The sequence below is a fragment of the Anaerococcus sp. HMSC075B03 genome, from assembly GCF_001815585.1.
Taxonomy (GTDB): domain Bacteria; phylum Bacillota; class Clostridia; order Tissierellales; family Peptoniphilaceae; genus Anaerococcus; species Anaerococcus vaginalis.
This window is the reverse complement of record NZ_KV821206.1, coordinates 109,821-128,716: the sequence shown is the minus strand read 5'-3', so window position 1 is coordinate 128,716 and position 18,896 is coordinate 109,821. Positions and strand designations below refer to the sequence as shown.

Sequence of the window (18,896 nt, the reverse complement as noted above, 5' to 3'; positions counted from 1 at the left end):
ATAAGAGGAAGTGGGGAAACTTGCTTCCTTTTTTTGTGGATTGGAGTATATATGAAAATTGTACTTATGAATATGGTAAAAATTTATGATGAAAAAAATAATAAGGTTCTAGTTTTAGATAAAAAGAAAAAATACGGCTGGGAAGGCCTTACTTTTCCTGGTGGAAAAGTTGAAAAAAACGAATCTTTTGAAAATTCTGTAATAAGAGAGGCAAAAGAGGAAACAAACTTAGATATAAAAAATCCTAAACTTCTTGGAATAATCACTTGGGCCTTTACAAACGATGATGGAGAATTTCAAAAAGATGTTGGACTTTTATACCAAACAAGTGATTTTTCTGGAAAATTAATTGAAAATAATAGGGAAGGAAAATTGTTTTGGAAAGATTACGACGAATTTAAAAAAATGGATAAGATGAGCGAATCAATGCCAGAAATTTTAAAAATTTATGATGGAAAATATAGGGAAATTTATTGGGATGTGGATAAGGATAGGAAAAGATTTTATTGATTTTTAAATTTGAAATCAAATCAATTTTTTTCGTATGATATTCTTAGCTTGAAGATTTGTATATTTTGTCAACTGATTGAGATATTGCCTAGATCTTTTTTTCTATTTTTATGTTATACTTTTAAAAGAAACTAATGGAGGTGGTCTTGTGTGTGAAAATTTAGATAAATATTCTGTGGTTTTAAAAAATGTTTCTAAGTCTTTTGATGATGAAATGATTTTAAAATCTGTTGATTTGGAGCTTGAGAAGGGGAAATTTTATACGCTTTTGGGGCCTTCTGGTTGTGGGAAAACTACAATTTTAAATCTTATTGCTGGATTTTTGGAAGCAAATTCTGGTGAGATTTATATTAATGGAGAAAATGTTTTGAATGTTCCTGCAAGTAAGAGAAAGGTTAATACAGTTTTTCAAAATTATTCTCTTTTTCCTCACATGAATGTTTTTGATAATGTTGCCTTTGGTCTTGAAATTAAAAAAACTGACAAAAAAATTATAAAAAAAGAAGTTGAAAAAGCTCTTGATATGGTAAATTTATCAGGGTTTGAGAAAAGAGAAATTTCTCAAATGTCAGGAGGACAAAGACAAAGAGTTGCCATAGCTCGTGCTCTTGTAAATAAACCTGATGTGCTTTTGCTTGATGAGCCTTTGTCTGCTCTTGATATGAAACTTAGAAAATCCATGCAGGTTTTACTTCGTGATTTGCAGTGGGAGCTGGGTATAACTTTTGTTTTTGTAACTCACGATCAAGAAGAGGCTCTTGCCATGAGCGATTGGATTTTTGTAATGGATAAGGGAGAAATTGTTCAACAAGGAAGTCCAAAAGATATTTATGATGAGCCAATCAATCGCTATGTTGCTCAGTTTATTGGTGAAAGTAATATTTTAAAGGCGAGAATGGTTGATGATTATAAGGTTGAATTTGCAAATAAAACTTTCGCTTGCTCTGATGCTGGAATTAATAAAAACGAGAGGGTTGAAGTTGTAATTAGGCCTGAAGATATAAATGTTGTTCCTATTGATGATGCGGATATTGTTGTAAATATCGATAATATTTTGTACAGGGGAGTTTTTAATGAATTAATTTGTTTTGATTCTTCTGAATTTAGGTGGAAAATTCACACAACAAGAACTTTTGAAGAAGGCGATGATATTGGAATAAAAATTGATGCAGAAAATATCCACGTTATGCGTTATAACGAAAGCGAGGATGATTTTGATAAAAGAATTGAAAAATATGCGATTGGAGAAGATGATGGCTAAAAAATACCAAAAATTATCTGCGATTTATTATTTGTGGATTTTAATTTTTATTATTGCTCCGATTCTTCTTTTGATTTACCAATCATTTTTTGATATTTATGGAAATTTTACTTTAAACAATTACATTTCCTACTTTTCAAATAAAAATTATATGATTATGACTTTCAATTCTTTGTTGACTGCCTTTTTAATAACAGCTTTTACACTTTTGTGGGCTTATCCATTTTCGTATTTTTTATCAAAGACCAAGCACAAGGATTTTATTTTGCTTTTGGTAATTCTTCCAACTTGGATAAATTTGGTTTTAAAAGCCTACGCTTTTATTGGACTTTTCAATAAAAATGGAAGTATTATGGGATTTTTGGGACTTGCAAGTGAGGGATTTTTGTTTACAAATCCTGCCTTTATTTTGGTTGCTTCCTACGTTGAACTTCCCTTTATGATAATTCCAATTTTTAGGGCGATTGATTCTATTCCAAATGAATATATAATTGCAAGCGAAGATTTGGGAGCAAATAAGTTTCAAACTTTTAGAAAAATAATTCTTCCTCTTTCCATGGATGGAGTAATGGCAGCAAGCCAGGCGGTTTTTATTCCTTCTCTTTCACTTTTTCTTATAACAAGAATTATTGGAGGAAATAAAATTATAACCTTGGGAACAGCTGTTGAAGAGCATTATTTGGTAACTCAAAATTGGGGGATGGGATCAACTATTGGCCTTGTTTTAATTTTTATGATGTTTGCAGTTATTTCTATTTTAAATAAAAAGGCGGTCAAAGATGGAAAATAAAAAAAATAAAATTGGTAATTTGTATTTATTTTTTGTATTTATAATAATGTATTTGCCCTTAGCTTTTCTGATTTTTTATTCATTTAATAGCGGGGGAAATATGAATGTTTTTGAAAGCTTTACCCTAGATTATTACAAAAAAGTTTTTAATGACGAAAGGCTTATAAATATTGTAATAAATACTTTAATAATTGGCTTATTATCGTCTTTGATTGCAACAATTATTGGAACGCTTGGTGCAATTTCGATTTATTATATGAGAGATAAAAAATTAAAAAAGAAAGTTTTAAGTCTAAATTCAGTCCTTATGGTTTTGCCAGATGTTATGATGGGCGCTTCATTTTTGATTTTATTTTCTTTTTTATTAAAAATTCCTATGGGATTTTTTTCGGTTTTGCTTGCTCACATTGCCTTTTCAATTCCAATTGTGGTTTTGATGGTTCTTCCAAGGCTTTACGCCCTAAATTCTGATATGATGAAGGCTGCGGAAGATTTGGGAGCAAATGATATTAAAATTTTAAATAAAATTATCCTTCCAAATATTGCAAGCGGAATATTTGCTGGATTTTTTATGGCACTGACTTATTCTTTGGATGATTTTGCAGTTACATTTTTTGTGACAGGCTCAGGATTTTCAACTCTTTCTGTAGAAATTTATTCAAGGGTTAGAACAGGAATTTCTCTGGAAATAAATGCGCTTTCTTCATTGATTTTTATTTTGTCATTAATTCTTGCAATCGGATATTATGTCATACAAAGTAGAGAAGAAAAAAGGAGGACAAGATGAATAAGGTTTATAAATTTTTCTTAGGAATTTTAACTCTTTGCCTTCTTTTGTTTGTTGGACAAAAAAAATTAAATGAAAAAGCAAAAGATCAGGATTCAAAAAATATTTATTTTTATAATTGGGGAGATTATATTGACCCTGAAATTATAAAAGATTTTGAAAAAGAAACAGGCTATCACGTGATTTATGAAACTTTCGATTCAAACGAGGCGATGATGGCAAAAGTTGAGCAGGGAAAAACTTCCTACGATTTGGCTTTTCCGTCAGAGTATACGGTTGAGATGATGAAAGATAAAAAACTTTTGAAAAAATTAGACCACAAAAAAATAAAAGGTCTTGAAAATATTGACCAAAGATTTTTAAATCTTTCTTATGATCCAAACAATGAATATTCTATTCCATATTTTTGGGGATCTTTTGGAATAATTTATAACAATAAAAAATACAAAAAAGAAGATTTTTCTTCTTGGAAAAATTTGTGGGATAAAAAATTTGAAGGAGAAATTTTATCTTTTGATGGAGCAAGAGAAACACTTTGCATTGGTCTTTTGGCAAATGGAAAAAGTCTAAATGAAAAAGATGAAAAAATTTTGAGAGAAACTAAGGATGACTTGGTTGGTTTTATGAAAAATGTAAAGGCAATTCTTGCTGACGAAATTAGAATGTATATGGCTCAAGGAGAAGCTGATGTTGGAATTACATTTTCTGGAGAAGCCTCAATGGCAAAAGAAATAAATCCAAATCTTTCTTATGCTATTCCAAAAGAAGGTTCAAATATTTGGTTTGATACCATGGTTATTCCAAAAACTTCAAAAAATACAAAGGGAGCTTATGCTCTAATAAATTATTTGCTAAAACCAAAAGTTGCAGCAAAAAACGCAGATTATGTTTGGTATCCAACTCCAAACAAAAAGGCGATGAAATATATTGACAAAGAAGCAAGAAATGATAAGACCTTGTATCCAGATGATGAAGATATAGAAAAATTAGAAGTTTTCAAAAATTTGGGCAAAGAAACAACAATTTTATACAATGATTTGTTTTTGGATTTAAAAATTTCTCCTAAAGCAGATTAAATTTTTCCTTGAAAATTTGCTACGAGTAAGTTTTCAAGGATTTTTTTATAAATTAATTTATTGTATAATGGATTTAAGAAGTAAATTTAAATCATGAAGAAAGGTTTTCAGACAAAAATAGGAGAAAATTATGCAAGCAAAAAATATTGACGAATTTGTAAGAGAAAACGCCCCTTGTTATATTTATCAAAAAGAAATAATTGATAAATCTTGCCAAAAATTACAGGAAAAATTTAAAAATATAGAATTTTTATATTCAATCAAGGCAAATCCCTTTATGCCAGTTATAAAAACAATCAAAGAAAATGGAATTGGATCAGATGCAGCATCAAGCAATGAAGTTTTGCTTTCAATAAAGGCTGGTATGGAAAAAAATCAAATTTATTATTCTGCCCCAGGTAAAACTATGGAAGATTTAAAAAAAGCTTGGGATAAGTGTATTTTTATTGCAGATTCTTTCCACGAACTTGATTTGTTAGATGAATTGGCAAAAAATCACGGAGAAATTTTAGAAATTGGCATAAGAGTAAATCCGAATTATTCTATGACAGATAAAAAAGCCCATTCAAGTAAATTTGGAATTGATGAAGATAAAATTTTTTCTTTCGATTGGACTTACAAAAATTTAAAACTTGTTGGTCTTCACGTTCACGTTCAAAGCCAAATTCTTGACACAAATCTTCTTTCAAATTATTACAAAAATACTTATGATTTGGCAGTGAAATTTTCAAAACTATCACATGCTGACATTAAATTTATAAATTTTGGCTCAGGCATAGGAGTTGCCTACGACAAAAAAAACGAAGATGATGTGAATTTGGATATTTTGGCAAAAACTATGAAAGATTTATATGAAAAAAATAAAAATGAACTTGGGGCAAAATTTTTGATAGAAAGCGGAAGATTTTTGGTTATGGATTCAGGAGTTTATTATACGCCAATAATCGACAAAAAATATTCGAATGGGAAAACCTACCTTGTTGTAAAAAATGCCATGAACGGTTTTGTTAAAGGACCTATGAAAGAAATGCTAAAACAAGCTTTGGGATATGAGTGCGAAAAAGCCTTTGAGCCACTTTACACAGGAAAAAATCAATGCGAATTTGAAATTATTGGAGAAAATTCTCAAAAAGAAATTGTAGATATTGGGGGACACTTGTGTACAAGTTTAGATTTGTTAGCAAGTGATATAGAATTAAAAAAAGCAAATATTGGCGATATATTGAAAGTGTCAAACGCTGGAGCTTATTGCTTTAGCCTTTCGATTTTACACTTTGCAAGCCATGATTTGCCAAAAGAATTTTTGATATAAAATTTAGTAAAAAAAGGCTTTTGTAAAATTTTTAATATTTTACAAAAGCCTTTAATTTATTTTATTTGGTCTTCTATATTTTCAAATTCCAAATCCTTGGAAAGTTTATTTATAGTATGTATGGTTGATTTCCAATTTTCAACTAAAAATTTTCTTGCCTTATCCAAATTTTTTTCTTTTAAGGCGTTAATTATGTTCATGTGCTCCTTATAAGTTGTGAAATTTTCATCGCCTGTTTCAAAAAAATAAATTTCCATTCTTTCAACTCTTCTTTTTAGTTTATCAATAATTGGTTTTATTTCAGCATTTCCAGAAAGTTCAATGAAAGCATCGTGAAATTCGTTGTCTTTTTTTATAGTTTTTAATTGGTCTTTTTTTCTATGAAAATAACTTATATCTTCATTAATATCTTGAATTTTTTCAATAAATTTTTCGTCAATTTTGTCGAAAGCTTCAATCAAAGCAAGCTCCTCCAAGCTATAGATAATTGGATAAATATCTTTTGCCTCGCAAGGATTTATAGGAGCAACTATTGTCCAACGATTTGCCTTGGTCATTACTAAGCCCTCGCTTTCAAGTTGCAACAAAGCTTCTCTTACTGGAGTTCTAGAAATTCCCAAATCATCTGAAAGCTCTTGGACTCTAAGTCTTTCACATGGTTTAAGTTCTCCGCTAATTATTCTTTGTGCAAGCAAATTATAGGCTTCGTCTTTTACAAAAGTCCTGCTTATTTTTTTTATTTTAACTTTATTTTTACCATTCTCGCTCATAAATTCCTCTTTTATCAAATTATTCTATACAGAAATATTATAACAGAAATATAAATATCTACAAACGTTTTATTGAAAAGGATTGAGTGATATGTTATACTCTACTTATAAATATGAGGAGGATATATGAAACTTGTTGCAGGATTTGATACGACAAACGATGCTCTTTTGATGGAAAATTTTTGTAAAAACAAAAAAATAAATGGAGAATTAATTCCAGTACCAGAAGAATTTGGAGCAGGTTGCGGTTTGGCGTTTAGATTTGAAGATGAAAATTTTGAAAAAATAAAAAAAATCCTCAATGATGAAAATATATCATATAAAATTTTAAAAATTTTAGATATATAATTGTTTTTAATTTGAACTTAAAAATAAAGCCATAAAAGTGTTTTATCACAAGGAGGTAAAATGAAATTAGTAAAAGATTTACCTGAAGTTTTTGAAGAATTTGCTGAGCAAAGAAAAAATTCTTTTTTGCAAGTTAAAAAAATAAAAGATAGTGAAAAGCCTGTTGTTGGGATGTATTGTACATATTTTCCAAGAGAAATTGCCCAAGCTATGGGAGCAAGAACAGTTTCTTTATGTTCTACATCAGATGAAACTATAAGCGAGGCTGAAAAAGATTTGCCAATCAATCTTTGCCCTTTGATAAAATCATCTTATGGATTTGCAATCACAGACAAGTGTCCATTTTTTCATTTTTCAGATTTGGTAATAGGGGAGACTACTTGTGATGGAAAACAAAAAATGTATGAGCTTATGGGAGAATTTAAACCAGTCCATGTGATGAATCTTCCTCACAACCAAGGAGAAGATTCCCTTAATCTTTGGGAAAAAGAAGTTATTAGAGTAAAAGAAAAAATTGAAGAAAGATTTGGTGTAAAAATCACTGATGAAAATTTAGAAAATCAAATTAAGCTTGAAAATAAAATTAGAAAAGCCTTCAAAAAACTTGCGGGCACAATGGCAAATGATCCAACTCCTATGTCAGGCTATGATTATTTTAAAGTTTTGTATGGTTCAACTTTTAAATTTGATAGGGAAAATCTTGCTGATGAGCTTAATAATTTGGCAGAAAAAATCATGGAAGAATATGACGAAAATCTTCCGAAAAAACCAAGAATTTTAATTACAGGTTGTCCAATCGGTGGAGCAACTGAAAAAGTTATACAAGCTGTTGAAGATAATGGGGCAGTTGTTGTAAGTTACGAAAACTGTACAGGCGAAAAAAATTATGATAGACTTGTAGAAGAAAATACAGACGATCCAATAAAGGCAATTGCAAAAAGATACATAGATATTGGTTGTTCAGTGATGAGCCCAAATAAAAATAGATTTGATTTATTGGATAGGTTAATCGACAAATATAAAGTCGATGCAGTTTTGGATGTAGAGCTTCAAGCTTGCCACACTTATGCAATAGAAACTACATCAATTAGAAAATTTGTAACAGAAGAAAAAAATATCCCATACCTATCTTTGGAAACTGATTTTTCAAAAACAGATATTGGACAAATAAATACAAGAATTGCAGCTTTTATAGAAATGCTTTAAGCTAATAGTGAACTTGGTGTAAGAGGGCAAATCTTTTAAATTTCACTTTAGTTATTTAATGAAATTTAGAAGATTTACTTTCTTTCCAAGTTCAATTTTTTTTAAAAATTTTAAGAATATTGTTTATTTGGTTTTAAGCTAGGATATTATAAAATTATAGAAAGTAGTTGATTATATGCTTGATAAGTATGAAAGAAAAATAGATTATTTGAGAATTTCTCTTACAGACCGTTGTAATTATAGGTGCAAATATTGTATGCCAGATGGTCTTTCTTGCAAAAAAAATCATGAAGATATGTTGACTTTAGAAGAGATTAATGAAATAAGCAAAATTTTTGTAAAAAAAGGAATCAAAAAAATAAGACTTACTGGTGGCGAGCCTTTAGTTAGAAAAAATGTAGAAAGTTTAGTAAAAATGCTTGCTGAAATTGATGGACTAGAAGATTTGGCAATGACTACAAACGGATATTTTCTAAAAGAAAAGGCAAAAATTTTGTGGGAAAATGGACTAAAAAGATTAAATATTTCTCTTGATAGCCTTGATTCTGAAAAATATAAGATGATGAGTCAAGGTGGCGATTTAAAAAAAGTCTTTGATGCAATTTCTTATGCTAAAAATTTTGCCTATAAAATAAAAATTAATTGTGTATTGATAAAGGGATTTAATGATGTAGAAATTTATGATTTTATAAAATTTGCCAAAGAAAATGACATAGAGCTTAGATTTATTGAGCTAATGCCAATAGGTGGCACGGCAGATTTTTCAAAAGATAAATTTATTTCAAGCGATGAAATTATAAAAAAATTAAATTTAATTCCAATAAAAAATCCCGACAAAAATTCGCCGACAAGTCTTTACAAAGTCCCAGATTTTGATTATACACTTGGACTTATTGAGCCATTAAGTCATAAATTTTGCTCTACTTGCAACAGATTAAGACTTACAGCAGATGGCAAAATTAGACCTTGTCTTCATTCGGATTTAGAAATTGATTTAAAAAAAGCTATAAGAGCAAATGAAAATATAGAAAAATTAATTGATGAGGCTCTTATGAAAAAACCTCAAAGACATCATTTGGAAAAAGAAGTAATAAAAGAATCTATGTATAGGATAGGAGGATAAATGTTTACACATTTAGACAAAAATGGCAGGGGGCAAATGGTTGATGTTTCTCAAAAAGAAATCAGCCAAAGAGAAGCCATAGCCAAAGGTTCAATTGAATTAAAAAATGAAACGATAGAAGCTATAAAAAATGAAAAAATAAAAAAGGGAGACGTTCTTGCCATAGCTCAAGTTGCAGCAATTCAAGCTGTAAAAAATACATCTTCGATAATTCCTATGGCTCATCCACTTTTATTAAATGGAATAAATGTAGATTTTAATTTTGAGGGAAATTTATTATTTTGTGAGGTGAAAGTTAAGTGCCAAGGAAAAACCGGCGTTGAAATGGAAGCTTTGACGGGAGTTTCAGCTGGTCTTTTGACAGTTTATGATATGTGCAAGGCTCTTGATAAGTCTATGACCATAAAAGATATATATTTAGTAAAAAAATCAGGAGGAAAATCTGGTCTTTATGAAAGAAAAAATTTATAATTACGCCTTTGTGGTAATTTCTGATACCAGATCAAGCGGAGAAAATAAAGATGGATGTATTGACGCTTGTGCAAAAATAATGCCAGAAAATTATAAGATGGTTTATAAGTCTATAATTAACGATGATTTGGAAAATATTGAAAATGAATTAAATAAATTAGTTGATGAAAATATCCAATTAATTTTAACATCTGGTGGGACTGGGCTTTCAAAAAGAGACAATACACCAGAGGCAAGTTTAAATGTAATAGAAAAACAAACGCCAGGTATAAGCGAGGCAATAAGATTGATTTCAAAAGAGAAAACTCATATGTGGGCCTTATCAAGGGCAGTTTCTGGAATAAAAAATAATTCTTTAATTATAAACCTACCAGGCTCTCCCAAGGCTGTCATAGAAAGTATAGAAGGAATTTTGCCTTTTTTAAGTCATGGCTTAGATATATTAGAAGGGGATAATAGTGGACACAATTAACGCAACAGTTTTATCAATAAATATTTCAAAGACAAAGGGGGTAAGAAAAGAACAGATAGGTCAGGGTTTATTTAAAAAAGATTTTGGGCTAGAAAATGATGCCCACGCAGGAAAGTGGCACAGGCAAGTAAGCCTTTTGGCAGTAGAATCAATTAGAAAAATGGAAAATGAAAATCGCAAATTTGCTTTTGGGGATTTTGCAGAAAATATTACAACCCAAGGAATAATTTTGCATGAGCTTCCAATAGGAAAAAAATTAAAAATTGGCGATTGTATTTTGGAAGTTAGTCAAATTGGAAAAGAATGTCACAAGGGCTGCGCCATAAAGCAAAGTGTAGGAAAATGTATTATGCCTTATGAGGGAATATTTGCAAAAGTAATTAAAGAAGGCGTAATAAAAACAGGTGATGAAATTAAAATTTTAGGAGAAGAAAATGAATATTAAAAAAATCGCAATGACAGCTCTAGCAGGAGCATTATTAATCGGAACAGCAGGTTGTGCTAACAACAAAAAAAATGACAACAATTCAAATGAAGCTATGTCAAATTCAAATGCAAGCGTAGAAAAATCAAATGAAAATGCTGGCAAAATGGAGAAAAAAGACCTTGTAGTATTCGCAGCAGCTTCAATGACAGAAGCCTTAGAAGAATTAAAAACAGAATTTGAAAAAGAAAATCCAAATCTTAGTTTGACCTTTAACTTTGATTCATCAGGAACATTAAAAACTCAAATTGATGAGGGAGCAGACTGTGATGTATTTGTTTCAGCAGCTCAAAAACAAATGGATGAACTTGATAAAGAAGAAAAAATTGACAAAGAAACAAGATTTGATTTACTTGAAAATGAAGTAACTCTTGCAGTAGCAGAGGGAAATGAAAAAGGAATAAAAGATTTTAAAGATCTTGAAAAAGATGAAGTAGAAAAAATCGCTCTTGGAAATTCTGACGTTCCAGTTGGACAATATTCAGAAGAAATTCTTAAAAATTTAGGAATTTGGGATAAAATTCAAGACAAAGTAACACTTGGTTCAAATGTAAAAGAAGTTACATCATGGATAAGCGAAAAAGCTGCTGATTGTGGAATAGTTTATAAAACTGACGCAAAAACAGCAGGACTTGAAACAGTAGCAGTAGCTGATGATTCAATGCTTGAAAATAAAGTAATTTATCCAGCAGCTTTACTTAAAAATTCAAAAAATCCAGAAGAAGGCAAAAAATATTTAGAATTTTTAAAAGGCGAAAAAGCATCAGAAATTTTAGATAAATATGGATTTAAGCCATTAAATAAAGGCATTAAATAAATAGATATGGACTTATATCCTTTATATAATTCAATAAGGATTGCAAGTATATCATCGGTAATAATATTTTTTCTTGGTATATTTGCTGCCTACTATATTAAAAAATTACCTGCAAAAGTAAAGGGGGCAATAGATGTGGTATTAACCTTACCCTTGGTATTGCCTCCTACTGTTGTAGGATTTTTTCTAATAAAAATTCTAGGAACAAATTCGCCACTAGGAAAAATCGCAGTAGAATATTTTAAATTTCCTCTTATAATGAATTGGTATTCAGCAATTTTTGCAACAGTCATAGTAACATTTCCTTTGATGTATAGGACAACTAGAGGAGCTTTTGAAGCTTATAACCAAAATTTATCATACGCAGCTCAAACTTTGGGCAAGTCAAATACATGGATTTTTTGGAAAGTTTTGATGCCAAATTGCAAAAAAGGCGTTATGGCAGGTTTAGTTTTATCATTTGCTAGAGCCCTTGGAGAATATGGAGCAACATCCATGGTAAGCGGATACACTCCAGGAAAAACTGCAACCATTTCAACAACTGTTTATCAATTTTGGAGAATCGGTCAAGACGCTGTTGCTTATAAGTGGGTTATGATAAATGTTTTGATTTCATTTGTTGTTCTTGTTGCCATAAATTTCTTAGAAGATACAAATCCAAAGGAAAAAAATTATGCTTGATGTTGAAATAAAAAAAGAATTTACAAATTTTAAACTTGATGCAAAATTTACAAATGAAAAAGGAATTTTGGGAATTTTGGGAGCATCAGGCTCTGGCAAAAGCTTAACCCTAAAAGCAATAGCGGGAATTATAAAACCGGATTATGGAAGAATAGTTTTAAATGATAGAATCCTTTTTGATAAAGATAAAAAAATAAATATACCAACCAAAGATAGAAAAGTTGGCTATCTATTTCAAGATTACGCACTTTTTCCAAACATGACAGTTTATGAAAATATAAAAACTGGGCTTAGGGGAAAAAATAGAAATTCTGAAAAAATAATAAATAAAAAATTAGAAGAACTTCATATTGGACACATAAAAAATTCTATGCCAGAAATGATTTCTGGTGGAGAAAAACAAAGAGCGGCTCTTGCAAGAATTTTGGTAAACGAACCAGAAATTCTTTTGTTAGACGAGCCATATTCAGCAATCGATGGATATTTGAGATGGTCAATTGAGCTTGAAGTTAGAAAAATTATAGAAGAATATAAAATACCAACTCTTTTTGTCTCCCACGATAGAGATGAAATATACAGAATGTGTGATGACATTGTAATAATGACAAAAGGAAAATCAGAAGCAAAAAAAACAACTAAGGAGCTTTTTCATAATCCAGAAACCATGGCAGCAGCAGAGCTATCAGGTTGCAAAAATTTCTCAAAAGTTGAAAAAATTGGAGAAAATATTTATAAGGCTGAGGCTTGGAACCTAGATTTAGATTTAGAAAAAAATCACAATGAAAAATTTATAGGCATAAGAGGCCATGATGTAGAAATTTCCAAAAATAAAAAAGAAAAAAATTCTTTCCAAATAGAAATAATAAAAGAAATCGACCAAACTTTCAACACTTGCCTACTAATAAGAAAAAAAGACGGAGAAGGACAAATTACTGTATTTTTGGAAAAAGAAAAATGGAATGATTTAAAAAATGAAAAAAATCTATATTTTAATTTAGATGAAGATAAAATAATGTTTTTAAAATAAAAGCTAGGATTACCCTAGCTTTTTTCATTTGCTATATTTTTCACAGCCTCTATTGTTTTTTCTATTTCTTCTTTTGTGTTATAAAATGACAGGCTCATTCTTACTATGCCTTGTTTTTTTGTTCCCATTTTTTCGTGAAAAAGTGGGGCACAGTGGCTGCCTGCTCTTACGCAAATTTCGTAATCATCCCATAGTTTCATTGCTATATAATTTGCTGGAATATCTTTTATGTTAAATGAAATTATTGGAACGTGTTTTAAATTTATGTTTGAATAAAATTTAATTCCTTGGGTATCTTTTAAGCCTTCATACAAAATTTTTGTAAGCTCATTTATATCTTTTTGAGGATTTTTTTCCAAAAATTCTATGGCACTTTTTAGTCCTGCAAAGGAATGAACATTTGCAGTTCCTGGCTCAAATAAATCTGGCAAGACGTGTGGTTGGGTTTTTGAAAATGAATCAAAACCTGATCCTCCAGCAAAAACTTGCCTAAAGTCAAAATCCCCATTTACAATAAATCCACCAGTTCCTTGGGGAGCGTGAAGTCCCTTGTGGCCTGTAAATAAAAATATTGATTCGGGATATTTTTTTATATCAAAAGGCACATAACCTGCAACTTGGGCTCCGTCTATTATTAATTTAAGATTATTTTTTTTGCAAATTTCGCTTGCCTTATCAAGGTCTGTAAAAACTCCTGATACGTTTGACGCTCCTGTAATTACTAGGGCTTTTGTATTTTTTTTGACTAAACTTTCGATTTTTTCAAGATCAAGGCTAAAATCATCTTTTATATCGATAAAAGAAAGCTCTGTTCCGTTTTTTGCCAAATCATAAAGAGGTCTTAGGACAGAATTGTGTTCTGCAAGGCTTGTTATGACGTGGTCGCCTTTTGTAAAAAGTGATTTTATAACAAAATTTAGGGCGAAAGTTATGTTTGGACACAAAACCACATTTAAGGGATTGTCCATACCGAAATAAGCCCCAACTTCTTTTCTAGTTTGCATCAATAAATTTAGGGCATCAAGGCTAACTTTGTAAGCTCCTCTTGAGGGATTGCCAAAAGATTTTGAATTTATAGCATTATAAACTGCCCTTGCAACTGATTCGTCCTTGTCGATTGTAGTTGCAGCATTATCAAGATAAATCATAAGCTTTAACCTCTGGCTTTCTTTTGTTTTCTTTGTAAATAAGCAGGTATTTTTCTTCAAAATCAAGCTTGTTTTTTGAAAAAATTTCTTTTACCTTCTCATCAAATTTCTTTTCATACCTAAGACAAAGTCCACAACCTGCATCAATTTCTGGCAAAAGAGGGACTAGCCTTGCCCTAATATTTTCGCTTTCGACTTTGCTTAGGGCAAGATAGGCTAAATTCGATGATTTGAAAGTATAAATTACATATTCCATTATGGTCTAATGGTGTGATGAGTTCTCATTAGAGAAGAAATTTCGTACATATTTGAAACTCTTCCAACTTTTAATTCTTCCTTTACTCCATAGTGGTCAAGGCAAAGACCGCAAGAGATAATTTCAACTCCATTATCAGCAAGTTTTTTCAAATCTTCTATGGTATTTTCTCTTTGTGTTGTCAAAAATACTCCCTTGTTGTAGCAAATTACAAATTTTGGAAGAACGTCTGCCTCAGTTATAGAAACTAAGAAACTTTCCAAAAGAGATTTTGAGAAATCTTCATCTCCATCTCCGATTTTATCAGAATCAAAAACTACAACATAAGAAGAAGATAGGCTTTCTCCCTTATCATCTTTTTCTGTTTTTTCTTCATTTTTATTAAAAATTAATTTGAAAACTCCATCTTCTTTTTCTTCGATTTCAATATCAAAGTTAGTTTCTTTTGCAAGTTTTTTCAAATTTTCTACAGCTATGTCCTCATTTACAAGCACATAAAAATTTTCTTCTCCATTTTTAATTTCTCTTTTTGCCATAATTACAGGCATTGGACATTCAATACCTCTAGCATCAATTTCTTTCATTCTTATACTCCTTTATTCTATAAATATTGATTTATCATATTTTTTACTAATTTGACCTACAATTTTTGCATTTATATTATTTTTTCTTAATTCTTCCAAGGCGTCTTTTGCATCATCCTTATTAATACTTACCAAAAGTCCTCCAGATGTTTGAGGATCGTATAAAACTTCCTCAAGAGCAAAGTCATCAACAAGAAATTCCACCATATTTTCCATGTGCATCCTATTTCTTTGTCCTCCCTTGGTAAAAACAAATTCGCTTGCAGCTTTTTTTGCTCCGTCAAGGATTGGGATATTTTTAGAATCAATTATGGCAGAATATTTATCGCCAAGCATTTCTGACAAGTGCCCCATAAAAGAAAAACCAGTAACATCAGTAGCTGAGCTTATCCTATATTTTTCCAAAATTTCCTTGGCATATTTATTTAAAAATATCATAGAAGAAATGGCCTTATCCATCTCCTCTTGACCAAGAATATCAATCCCGTAGGCATTTGTAACTAAAGTTACACCCAAAGGCTTGGTTAAAATCAAAATATCTTTTTCGTTTGGCGTATTATTTTTCCAAACTTTATCAATATCGACTTTTCCCGTTACAGAAAGTCCGTATTTTATTTTTGGATCATGAATTGAATGACCGCCTACAAGAGATGCACCAGCTTCAATAACCTTGCTTGCACCTCCTTGGAGAATTTTTTTCAAAATATTTATATTTTCATCTTCAGGAAACAAAACAATATTTAGCCCACAAATTGGTTCGGCTCCCATAGCATAAATATCTGATAGGGCATTTGCCGCAGCGATTTGTCCAAAAATATATGGGTCAGAAACCATCGGCGGGAAAAAATCTAGGGTAGATACAATTCCATTATTTTTATCAACTCTTACAAGAGCACAATCGTCCATGGTATCGTATCCAATCAAAACATCATCTCTTTTAAAATTTTTAATAGAAGATAAAGTTTCGCCTAGACTTTCTTGGGGGATTTTCGCATTACAACCCCCACAAACTTCTAGTTCTATATTAGACATATCTTCCTTCTTTCTATAAATTATTGAATTTTAAAGATTATATTTAAATTATACTATACGAAAAATTTAATGAAAGAAAAAATTTAAATAGAAATTTTTCAAAAAAATTTCGTAGCAAAATAAAAATTTAAAATAGAAAAATAATAAAAAATAAAAATTAAAAAAATTTTTGAAAACATTTTTAAAAAGTATTGCATTTTGATGTGTGATATGTTACTATAATACCAGAAGAAGTTCTAGAAAGGAGAAAAGATTGAAAGAGAGTTTTAATATAGTTTTAAATGAAAGAAATTTGGAAGATTTAGCTGATTTAAGTTTTATTAATGAAGAAGAATCTTCAAAAGCTCAAAAATTTCATGCGAGCTTTCCCCAATATTCTGTAACACCATTAAAAAGATTAAACAATCTTGCAGATTTATTTGGTGTGGAGGATATATTTGTCAAAGACGAGTCATTAAGATTTGGTCTCAATGCTTTTAAAGTTTTGGGAGGATCTTATGCTATGGCAAAATACATAGCCCAAAAACTTGATATGGATTTAGATGATCTACCTTATGAGAAATTGATTTCTCCTGAAATCAAAGAAAAATTAGGCAAGGTAACTTTTATTACAGCAACTGATGGAAATCATGGTAGAGGAGTTGCTTGGACAAGCCAACAATTAGAACAAGATTGCGTTGTATTGATGCCTGATGGATCAGCTCTTGAAAGAAGAGATAATATCAGAAAAACTGGCGCTAAGTGTGACATTATGGATGGACTTAACTACGATGCTTGCGTAAGACTTGCCAATAAATATGCTGAAGAAAAAGGATATATTATGGTTCAAGATACAGCTTGGGAAGGATATGAAGAAATTCCTACATGGATTATTCAAGGATATTCAACTCTTGCAAAAGAAGCATCTGATCAATTAAAAGAAGCAGGCAAAAAACCAACTCATATCTTTTTACAAGCAGGAGTAGGCTCTTTTGCAACTGGAGTAACAGGATTTTTCTCAGACGAATTTAAGGGAAGTGAGAAACCTTTTATAGGACTAATCGAACCAGAAAAAGCAAATTGTAACTACCTAACAGCAAAAATAAATGACGGCAAAATCCACAACGTTGAAGGCGAAATGAATACAATCATGGCAGGACTTGCTTGTGGAGAACCAGTTACTGTTGGATACCCAATTTTAAAATCTTACGTTGATGCATTTTTATCAGTTCCAGATAGTTCAGCTGCAAGAGGAATGAGAATTTTGGGAAATCCAATTGGAGAAGATGAGAGAGTTATATCTGGAGAATCTGGAGCAGCAACTGTTGGAGCTGTTAGTGAAATTTTACAAAGAGAAGATTTAAAAGATATAAAAGAAAAATTAAAATTAGATGAAAATTCAGTAATTTTATTTATCTCAACAGAAGGAGATACAGACTTCGAACACTACAGAAAAGTAGTTTGGGATGGATATTATACAAACGATGAAAAATTTGAATATAAAAAAATAATTAGATAGGAGAAAAAATTAATGACACAAGATATTAACAAATTATTAGAAAAATTAGAAGGCTTAGATTTTGAAAACTTATACCACGATGACTTTTTCCACACATGGGATAAATCACAAGATGAACTTGAAGCAATTTTTACAGTTGCTGATGCATTAAGAGCAATGAGAGAAAAAAATATTTCTCCAAAAATCTTTGATTCAGGACTTGCTATTTCATTATTTAGAGATAATTCAACAAGAACAAGATTTTCTTACGCATCAGCTGCAAATATGCTTGGACTTGAAGTTCAAGACTTAGACGAAGGAAAATCACAACAAGCTCACGGCGAAACTGTAAAAGAAACAGCTAACATGATTTCATTTATGGCTGATACAGTTGGAATAAGAGATGATATGTATATAGGCAAAGGCTACAAATATATGAAAGACTTTGCTGAATATGTACAAGAAGGATATGATCACGGAGTTCTTGAACAAAGACCACACCTTGTAAACCTTCAATGCGATATTGACCATCCAACTCAAGCTATGGCAGATTTACTTCACGTTATCCACGAATTTGGTGGAATTGAAAATCTTAAAGGCAAAAAAGTTGCTATGACTTGGGCTTATTCTCCATCTTATGGTAAACCACTTTCAGTTCCTCAAGGAATTTCAGGTTTATTTACAAGATTTGGAATGGATGTAGTTTTAGCTCATCCAGAAGGATACGAAATAATGCCAGAAGTTGAAGAAATTGCAGAAGAAAATGCTAAAAAATACGGCGGAAGCTTTACAAAAACAAATTCAATGGAAGAAGCTTTCAAAGATGCTGATATAGTTTATCCAAAATCTTGGGCTCCATTTGCAGCTATGGAAGAAAGAACAGACCTTTATGCAAAAGGAGATCAAAAAGGAATTGATGAACTTGAACAAAGACTTCTTGAACAAAACAAAGAACACATGGATTGGGCTTGTACAGAAGAAATGATGAAACTTACAAAAGATGGTAAAGCTTTATACATGCACTGTCTTCCAGCAGATATAACAGGACTTTCATGTGAAGATGGAGAAGTTGATGAATCTGTATTTGATAGATATAGAGATCCACTTTACAAAGAAGCAAGCTTTAAACCATATATAATTGCTGCAATGATCTTCTTACAAAAAGTTAAAGATCCTAAAGCTACAATTGAAAAATTAATTGAAGCTAACAAAGAAAGATTAGTTGACAAAGAAGACGAAAATAAATAAGAATTTTAAAATTTAA

The 18,896-nt window shown here is 30.6% G+C and carries 22 protein-coding genes; 17 read left to right on the top strand and 5 right to left on the bottom strand.

The genetic code is table 11. From position 1 onward, the window contains the following. Window positions 1–51: 51 nt before the first annotated feature. From HMPREF3045_RS08675 to HMPREF3045_RS08650, 6 genes are all read left to right on the top strand, one after another. Window positions 52–510, top strand: coding sequence for an 8-oxo-dGTP diphosphatase (locus HMPREF3045_RS08675; RefSeq protein ID WP_070738688.1), 459 nt, complete (start codon window positions 52–54; stop codon window positions 508–510). A gap of 148 nt (window positions 511–658) precedes the next feature. Continuing rightward, window positions 659–1,771 (top strand): ABC transporter ATP-binding protein, encoded by a 1,113-nt coding sequence (locus HMPREF3045_RS08670; protein WP_070738686.1) that lies wholly within the window; start codon window positions 659–661, stop codon window positions 1,769–1,771. Beyond that, window positions 1,764–2,561 carry an ABC transporter permease gene (locus HMPREF3045_RS08665; protein ID WP_070738684.1) on the top strand — a complete coding sequence of 266 codons (798 nt, stop codon included), beginning with the start codon at window positions 1,764–1,766 and terminating at the stop codon, window positions 2,559–2,561. Before HMPREF3045_RS08670 ends, HMPREF3045_RS08665 begins: the two co-directional genes overlap by 8 nt. Next, a complete protein-coding gene (locus HMPREF3045_RS08660) occupies window positions 2,551–3,348 on the top strand; it encodes an ABC transporter permease (protein ID WP_070738682.1) in 798 nt (265 codons plus the stop codon). Before HMPREF3045_RS08665 ends, HMPREF3045_RS08660 begins: the two co-directional genes overlap by 11 nt. Continuing rightward, window positions 3,345–4,424 (top strand): ABC transporter substrate-binding protein, encoded by a 1,080-nt coding sequence (locus HMPREF3045_RS08655; RefSeq protein ID WP_070738680.1) that lies wholly within the window; start codon window positions 3,345–3,347, stop codon window positions 4,422–4,424. The genes HMPREF3045_RS08660 and HMPREF3045_RS08655 overlap by 4 nt, the downstream gene beginning before the upstream one ends. 130 nt (window positions 4,425–4,554) lie before the next feature. Continuing rightward, a complete protein-coding gene (locus HMPREF3045_RS08650; RefSeq protein WP_070738678.1) occupies window positions 4,555–5,736 on the top strand; it encodes a diaminopimelate decarboxylase family protein in 1,182 nt (393 codons plus the stop codon). Window positions 5,737–5,792: 56 nt separating this feature from the next. On the opposite strand, the gene HMPREF3045_RS08645 is transcribed toward HMPREF3045_RS08650, so the two are convergent. Then, entirely contained in the window at window positions 5,793–6,506 is a 714-nt protein-coding gene (locus HMPREF3045_RS08645; RefSeq protein WP_070738676.1) for a GntR family transcriptional regulator, read from the bottom strand. 126 nt (window positions 6,507–6,632) lie between these two features. On the opposite strand from HMPREF3045_RS08645, the gene HMPREF3045_RS08640 reads away from it, so the two are divergent. The 9 genes from HMPREF3045_RS08640 to HMPREF3045_RS08600 all read left to right on the top strand — a co-directional run bounded on the left by HMPREF3045_RS08640 (window position 6,633) and on the right by HMPREF3045_RS08600 (window position 13,135). Next, entirely contained in the window at window positions 6,633–6,854 is a 222-nt protein-coding gene (locus HMPREF3045_RS08640; RefSeq protein WP_004839399.1) for a putative Se/S carrier protein, read from the top strand. 60 nt (window positions 6,855–6,914) lie between these two features. After that, window positions 6,915–8,060, top strand: coding sequence for a double-cubane-cluster-containing anaerobic reductase (locus HMPREF3045_RS08635; protein ID WP_070738674.1), 1,146 nt, complete (start codon window positions 6,915–6,917; stop codon window positions 8,058–8,060). 175 nt (window positions 8,061–8,235) lie between these two features. Further along, window positions 8,236–9,183 carry a GTP 3',8-cyclase MoaA gene (moaA, locus tag HMPREF3045_RS08630; RefSeq protein ID WP_083316606.1) on the top strand — a complete coding sequence of 316 codons (948 nt, stop codon included), beginning with the start codon at window positions 8,236–8,238 and terminating at the stop codon, window positions 9,181–9,183. Further along, window positions 9,184–9,654, top strand: coding sequence for a cyclic pyranopterin monophosphate synthase MoaC (gene moaC, locus HMPREF3045_RS08625; protein ID WP_004839396.1), 471 nt, complete (start codon window positions 9,184–9,186; stop codon window positions 9,652–9,654). Then, complete coding sequence (locus tag HMPREF3045_RS08620; protein ID WP_070738672.1) at window positions 9,635–10,126, top strand: MogA/MoaB family molybdenum cofactor biosynthesis protein; 492 nt, start codon at window positions 9,635–9,637, stop codon at window positions 10,124–10,126. Before moaC ends, HMPREF3045_RS08620 begins: the two co-directional genes overlap by 20 nt. Further along, entirely contained in the window at window positions 10,113–10,571 is a 459-nt protein-coding gene (locus HMPREF3045_RS08615) for an MOSC domain-containing protein (RefSeq protein ID WP_070642143.1), read from the top strand. The genes HMPREF3045_RS08620 and HMPREF3045_RS08615 overlap by 14 nt, the downstream gene beginning before the upstream one ends. Next, window positions 10,561–11,427 carry a molybdate ABC transporter substrate-binding protein gene (gene modA / locus HMPREF3045_RS08610; RefSeq protein WP_070738669.1) on the top strand — a complete coding sequence of 289 codons (867 nt, stop codon included), beginning with the start codon at window positions 10,561–10,563 and terminating at the stop codon, window positions 11,425–11,427. Before HMPREF3045_RS08615 ends, modA begins: the two co-directional genes overlap by 11 nt. 6 nt (window positions 11,428–11,433) lie before the next feature. After that, window positions 11,434–12,108: a molybdate ABC transporter permease subunit gene (gene modB / locus HMPREF3045_RS08605; RefSeq protein WP_070642149.1), complete on the top strand. Its 675-nt coding sequence runs from the start codon at window positions 11,434–11,436 to the stop codon at window positions 12,106–12,108. Then, window positions 12,101–13,135 (top strand): sulfate/molybdate ABC transporter ATP-binding protein, encoded by a 1,035-nt coding sequence (locus tag HMPREF3045_RS08600; RefSeq protein ID WP_070738667.1) that lies wholly within the window; start codon window positions 12,101–12,103, stop codon window positions 13,133–13,135. Before modB ends, HMPREF3045_RS08600 begins: the two co-directional genes overlap by 8 nt. A 14-nt stretch (window positions 13,136–13,149) precedes the next feature. Here the strand turns inward: HMPREF3045_RS08600 and HMPREF3045_RS08595 are convergent, their stop codons facing one another. Genes HMPREF3045_RS08595 through selD form a run of 4 tightly spaced genes read right to left on the bottom strand, consistent with a single transcriptional unit; the run spans window position 13,150 to window position 16,155 of the window. Next, window positions 13,150–14,283: an aminotransferase class V-fold PLP-dependent enzyme gene (locus tag HMPREF3045_RS08595; protein WP_070738665.1), complete on the bottom strand. Its 1,134-nt coding sequence runs from the start codon at window positions 14,281–14,283 to the stop codon at window positions 13,150–13,152. Further along, window positions 14,270–14,539 carry a putative Se/S carrier protein gene (locus tag HMPREF3045_RS08590; protein ID WP_070738663.1) on the bottom strand — a complete coding sequence of 90 codons (270 nt, stop codon included), beginning with the start codon at window positions 14,537–14,539 and terminating at the stop codon, window positions 14,270–14,272. The genes HMPREF3045_RS08595 and HMPREF3045_RS08590 overlap by 14 nt, the downstream gene beginning before the upstream one ends. After that, complete coding sequence (yedF, locus tag HMPREF3045_RS08585; RefSeq protein WP_070738661.1) at window positions 14,539–15,123, bottom strand: sulfurtransferase-like selenium metabolism protein YedF; 585 nt, start codon at window positions 15,121–15,123, stop codon at window positions 14,539–14,541. Before yedF ends, HMPREF3045_RS08590 begins: the two co-directional genes overlap by 1 nt. A gap of 12 nt (window positions 15,124–15,135) precedes the next feature. Beyond that, complete coding sequence (gene selD / locus HMPREF3045_RS08580) at window positions 15,136–16,155, bottom strand: selenide, water dikinase SelD (protein WP_070738659.1); 1,020 nt, start codon at window positions 16,153–16,155, stop codon at window positions 15,136–15,138. Window positions 16,156–16,408: 253 nt separating this feature from the next. On the opposite strand from selD, the gene dpaL reads away from it, so the two are divergent. Together dpaL and ygeW are read left to right on the top strand one after the other, a co-directional pair. Next, window positions 16,409–17,653: a diaminopropionate ammonia-lyase gene (dpaL, locus tag HMPREF3045_RS08575; protein ID WP_070605967.1), complete on the top strand. Its 1,245-nt coding sequence runs from the start codon at window positions 16,409–16,411 to the stop codon at window positions 17,651–17,653. A 12-nt stretch (window positions 17,654–17,665) separates the two neighbouring features. Then, window positions 17,666–18,880, top strand: coding sequence for a knotted carbamoyltransferase YgeW (gene ygeW / locus HMPREF3045_RS08570; protein ID WP_070738658.1), 1,215 nt, complete (start codon window positions 17,666–17,668; stop codon window positions 18,878–18,880). Window positions 18,881–18,896 lie beyond the last annotated feature (16 nt).